Genomic DNA, 5,509 nt, shown 5'->3' on the forward strand with positions numbered 1-5,509 from the left:
AAAAAAACCCTGCCCCGGGAGACTAGGGGGCGACTTTTTTGAGGTCAGCTTTGTTGCTCGATCTTAATTTATCTCTTAGCGATGTCGAATCTCAAAACTTTGATGGATGGGTTTTTTGATATTAAAATCAAAGCCAATGGTCTTTGAGGTAATATCAACGATATCGTAGCGCTCGCTTAGCTGCTCATCTAACTCAAAACGGGTAAAGTTGTTAGAGAAATACAACACCCCATCCGAGGTTAAGCGATTCATAGCTCGATTAATAAGGGCAGCATGATCGCGCTGCACATCAAACGTACCCTGAAACTTTTTAGAGTTTGAAAAGGTCGGCGGATCAATAAAGATAATATCAAACTGCTCAGTATTGTCCTTGATCCACTCAAAGATATCAGCCGCAACGAACTGATATTTGTTACGACTAACATCCAGACCATTGAGTACAAAGTTTTGTTTGCCCCAATCGAGATAGTTCTGTGACAAATCGACGCTAGTGACTTTTTTGGCGCCAGCAAGGGCGGCGTGCACACTCGCTGTACAAGTATAAGCAAATAAGTTTAATACCGATTTACCGCGACTGTTGTCTTTGATACGTGCGCGCATATTACGATGGTCAATGAATAGACCGGTATCGAGATAATCAGTAAAGTTGACATAAAAATACGCACCATCTTCACGAGCGACATAAAACTTACCACGCTTTTCAGTATCGCCTTGCTTACTATATTGATCATTACCCGACTGACGCGCGCGGGTTTTGATAAAGACTTGCTCGCGGTTAATATCAAACACCTCACGAATACCCATTAAGGCTAGGTTAAAGCGTTTTTTAGCAGTCTCAGGCGGGATGGTTTTGGGCGGTGCATATTCTTGCACGTGTGCATAATCGCCATATAGATCAATCGCAACTTTAAAATCTGGCAAATCAGCGTCATAGACACGAATATTACTGACATTGTCTTTTTTGGCGAACTTTTTGAGCTTAGCAAGATTTTTTTGCAGACGGTTAATAAAGTCCTGTCCATCTTCTACTGTAATCTCACGCTTTTCAAAACGACTGACAAGGTTACCTGTTTGCCCAGCGATGAGTGTCCCATAACGGAAATAAACGGTGATAGCACCATTGTGGCAGCGTAGTGTTTTGGGTTCTTTGATCGGTAAGATGTCGACTTGCTCGACATGAGATGCCAAGATACCAAGCATTGGGTCAATTCCGCTACCAGCAAAGCTGTCTTGTAGGATAAGCCCTAACGCATGGTATAACGGTTTTATCATCTCTTCATCACCCAACCGCTCACCATAAGGTGGGTTGGTGATGACTAAAGGATTGCTTAATCTACCATCGTTGACCATTGGCTTTAGTATGCTGCTTAATTGGTCAAGGGCGCGGGTTTCTATGTCTAGTAGCGGCAGCAAATCTTGCAAACCTGCCGCAATCAGGTTCTTCTCTGTCGCTATAGTCGCACCGCTATCTGCATCATAACCTAGTATAAGCGGCAGAGTATCTGGCTGCTCTTGAGCAATCGCTAAAGCGTCTCGAAAACGAGTCTGTGCATCATCGATCATCTGCTGCCAGAGTGCGTCATCATGATGTTGCCACTCATAAAAACCAAACTGATTGGCCGCTTTATCGATACCGACCGCATAATCACAATGCATCAGGAGTGCTTCGATAATAAACGTACCAGAGCCGCACATGGGATCGATTAGGGCGTTATAAAAAGGCGCATCGCCCGTGTCGTTTTTCTTATGCCAGCCTGCGCTGTAGAGTAGCGCTGCCGCTAGGTTTTCTTTTAATGGCGCTTCAGTCATGGCCACGCGATAACCACGGCGATGCAAGCTGGTACCTGACAAGTCTAAATACAGCTCAGCTTGTTTGTCATTGACGGTAGCAAACACAGAAAAATCTGGGTTTTTGCTGTCGACGTTAGGGCGGCTGTCATATACCTCATTGAATGTATCAGCGATGGCGTCTTTAATACGCAGCATCGCAAACTGTTGACTGACAGCGACGCGCTTATCAACAGACAGACGAATCGCAAATGTTTGCTCTAGGCCAAATTGCTCCGTCCAGTTGACAGATTTTGCCAAACCATAAAGCTGCTCGGCCACATCATATTCGGTATTGATGTTTTTGCGTTTGATCAGCAGCAATACCCGTGAGGCCACACGAGACCAAAGGCAGATCGTATAAAGATCACGCAAACTACCAGTGACGGTCAGACGGCCTGTGCTTTTTATGTCACTTTCGATGCCAAAGCTTGTCAGCTCGGTCTGTAGCGGTGCCTCGAGTCCATCGGCACAGGTAACGATAAGGTCAAGCGACAACGCTGGCGAAGATGCTGTTGAAGATGCTGGCGAAGTGGTTACGGTCATACGGATACCTGTGGGCTAAATTGATAAATGATACACATTATAAGATACGATGTTTAACCCGTGATTTTATCATATTTCAAGGTAGGATGGTTTAAAGTGGTCGGTATTGGGTAATATAGTCGATACTAAATCTATGAATGTGCTAACTGATAACACGGTCCAATATACCTCGACTGTTTTATTCCTTACCTTTAGTTAGTGGTAGCGGTTCTGATTTTGGTTCTGGTTCTGAAATTACTTGCGTTGTGGTTGCAAAAGGCTTGGTAGAGATAGGGTATTCGACATCTTTTGGCATGAGCAAACGCATATGTGGGTAGGGTGTTGAGATATTTGCAGCGTCAAAGGCGCGTTTGATATTTTCTTGGAGGTTCTCTTTAATCTTTGGCATACGGGCGACAGCTGCAGGTTTTACCCAAAACCGTACGATAAAGAAAACCCCATATTCCCCGATCTCATCGACTGTGGCTGAGGTTTCAGGACGACTCAGTACCACATCAGTGTCAGTCAATACTTGTAAAATCTCTTTGCGAGCAGTGTCGATATCGTCTTCAAAGGCGATACGCACCCGAATATCAAAGCGTATAAAGTTTTTGGAGGTTAGATTGGTAACCTCAGAGGAAGCGACATTGGAGTTTGGAATAATGACGGTGATGTTGTCTCGTGTCAAAATATGCGTGGTACGTAAGGCAATCAGTACTACCCGGCCTTCATTTTCATTGATATGAATCCAGTCGCCAACTTGAAAAGATTGTTCGAGCAAGATAGTAATACCAGCGATAAAGTTAGCTAGCGTTGACTGGGCTGCAAAGCCCACCGCCAAACCAACAATACCTAAACCGGCTACCAAAGAGACAATATCAAAACCAAATTGGGCCATGACGCTGGCAAGTCCAAGGACCCAAATTAATACTGATAAAATATTTTTGAGTAGTTGTTCGATAGAAGCATTAAGACCGTAGTGCTGCAGTACTCGATGAATAATCTGCCCTGATGATGCCCATAATATGTAATAAATACCTGCCCAAATACTGGCTTTTGCTGTGGCTTTGACCGTACTTGGCTCAAAGTTAATCTGACTCATAATAGCAATGAGGCTAGCGACAACCCATATATAACGTAACACTGAGCGTGCTATGTTACTACGGCGTTCATTAAGGCGAAGCCGTGATTTATTCTGTTTTATAATATAAATCGCTAGCCAATAAAAAAATCCTAACACTGCAAGCAGTATTAGGATCTTAATGCCAGTGCTAACCAGCTCTACTGCTTGAGAGGACCAATCAAAAGAATTTTCTTCTACTGAGCCACCAAGCGCAAGATATAAACTGGTATGTAGGTCATGGATAATTTCTTTAAAAAAATCAGTAATACTAGCGATTGGCATTGTTTGGTCCATGCAGAGGTTATTACATGTAAAGTATTTTAAACAACAGTATATTAAACAATACGCCGTAATGACGCACAATAATAAGTTACCTTAAAACTAAAGAGCAAGCAAACACAAGAAGCACGTTGACTAGTATCCAATATAACTTTTATTGGCATTCATTATATCTACTTTTAGCCGCCTTAGCTTAAAAGTTGTCTTCTTGTGTATCATGATACTGATAAGGTATCTTCATTTTATGCTGTACATCGCGCAGAGCAGTACGCAGGCCTTCTAAAATAGTAGGATGATAAAAAGGCGTATCAAGTAAAGCTTTAACACTTAAATCATTGGTAATAGCGGTCGCCAATATGTGTCCAATGTACTCAGCATCTGGACCAACCATACTAGCCCCTAAAACTCTATCGGTTTTTTTACAACCATAAATATGCAATAGGCCGCAATTGACACCCATAATACGACTACGGCCTTGGTTGTCAAAACTGACACGACCGATGACATATTCTAGCTCTGGATCCTGTTGTATCTCAGGTAGTGACATGCCGACGTTGACAATCTGCGGTGAGCAAAACACGATAGAAAAGGGAATAGCTGGTGGACGTATATAGGCATCTGCTTTGTTTTCACAGACAATGTTACCTGCACTATAGCCTTCATCACTAGCAACATGTAACAAAGGAATATTGGCATTGGCATCGCCAACAATGTAAACATTAAGATTACCAATCTGACCTGTCTTTTTATCTAACTGTTTTGGACGGTTTTTGTCATCAAGCTCAACGTCTAAATTTTCGATACCCAATTGCTCAATATTATTCCGTCGACCAGTCGCGACTAGTACATACTCACCTTGCCACTGCTGCGCATTGCCTGCGCTGTCTTCATACTCAATAAAGGCAGATATTCTGTCATTATCTGCATCTGTTTGCGTGCCTACGTTATGGATTTTACTGCCCAAATGCATGGTCAATTCACGGTTTAAACAAACGATTGCTTTATTACTAATATCATCATCTTTAAGTCCTGCAACGCGTTTATCACGATTGAATAAAGTTACCTCCACACCTAAACGTTTAAACGCTTGCGCAAGCTCCAATCCAATAGCGCCTGCGCCTACTACAGCCATAGTGCCGGGCAAGTCTGTTAGCTCAAAAACTGTATCAGAAGTCAATAAAGTGTCACCAAGCTTGTCAGACCAGTTATCTGGAATATAAGGGGAGCTACCAGTAGCCACAATAATTTTATTGGCTTTGATCAGCTCATCATTAACTTCGATCAAACCTTGTTTATTAATGTGCGCACGCCCTGAAATTTTCTTGTCTTCAGGCCAGCTATCTACCTGATCTTTAATATAGCTTGCAAAATGACTACGCTCATCACGGACACGCTTCATCACTTGTTGGCCATCTATTTGAGCAGTGGCATGAACACCAAATTCATCAGAATGATTGGCTTCGTGAGCACGATCAGCTGCCGCAATTAGCAGCTTACTCGGCATACAGCCAACTTGAATACAAGTTGTGCTCCAAAACCCATCATTAATAATGACAATGTTCTCAATAGTTTTACTGGCCTGACGAAACGCGTTTTGACCTGCAGTACCAGCACCAATCACAGCTACCTCTACCTCACGAGTAACATTATTATCAGTGTTATCAGACGATTTGCTCATATTATCCTCAATTAATTGATTATTCATAACCACATTTAACGATCTATTATTTTAAATAGTAGGCTTTAATATTAAAG

General features: G+C 42.5%; 3 protein-coding genes. All 3 read right to left on the minus strand.

Features of this window, described 5'->3' with window-relative positions:
• Positions 1-75: 75 nt before the first annotated feature.
• Positions 76-2,373: a bifunctional 23S rRNA (guanine(2069)-N(7))-methyltransferase RlmK/23S rRNA (guanine(2445)-N(2))-methyltransferase RlmL gene (rlmKL, locus tag PENNN9_RS04135; RefSeq protein WP_058368470.1), complete on the minus strand. Its 2,298-nt coding sequence runs from the start codon at positions 2,371-2,373 to the stop codon at positions 76-78.
• Between the two features lie 178 nt (positions 2,374-2,551).
• Positions 2,552-3,757: a mechanosensitive ion channel family protein gene (locus PENNN9_RS04140; protein ID WP_227511712.1), complete on the minus strand. Its 1,206-nt coding sequence runs from the start codon at positions 3,755-3,757 to the stop codon at positions 2,552-2,554.
• A gap of 190 nt (positions 3,758-3,947) precedes the next feature.
• Positions 3,948-5,432: a dihydrolipoyl dehydrogenase gene (locus PENNN9_RS04145; protein ID WP_197409069.1), complete on the minus strand. Its 1,485-nt coding sequence runs from the start codon at positions 5,430-5,432 to the stop codon at positions 3,948-3,950.
• Positions 5,433-5,509 lie beyond the last annotated feature (77 nt).

Origin of the sequence: Psychrobacter sp. ENNN9_III, assembly GCF_001462175.1 — a bacterium.
GTDB lineage: Bacteria > Pseudomonadota > Gammaproteobacteria > Pseudomonadales > Moraxellaceae > Psychrobacter.

Coding starts and splice junctions, on each gene's coding strand:
- rlmKL (WP_058368470.1), bottom strand. CDS start 2,373: ATGACCGTAACCACTTCGCCAGCATCTTCAACAGCATCTTCGCCAGCG.
- PENNN9_RS04145 (WP_197409069.1), bottom strand. CDS start 5,432: ATGAGCAAATCGTCTGATAACACTGATAATAATGTTACTCGTGAGGTA.
- PENNN9_RS04140 (WP_227511712.1), bottom strand. CDS start 3,757: ATGCCAATCGCTAGTATTACTGATTTTTTTAAAGAAATTATCCATGAC.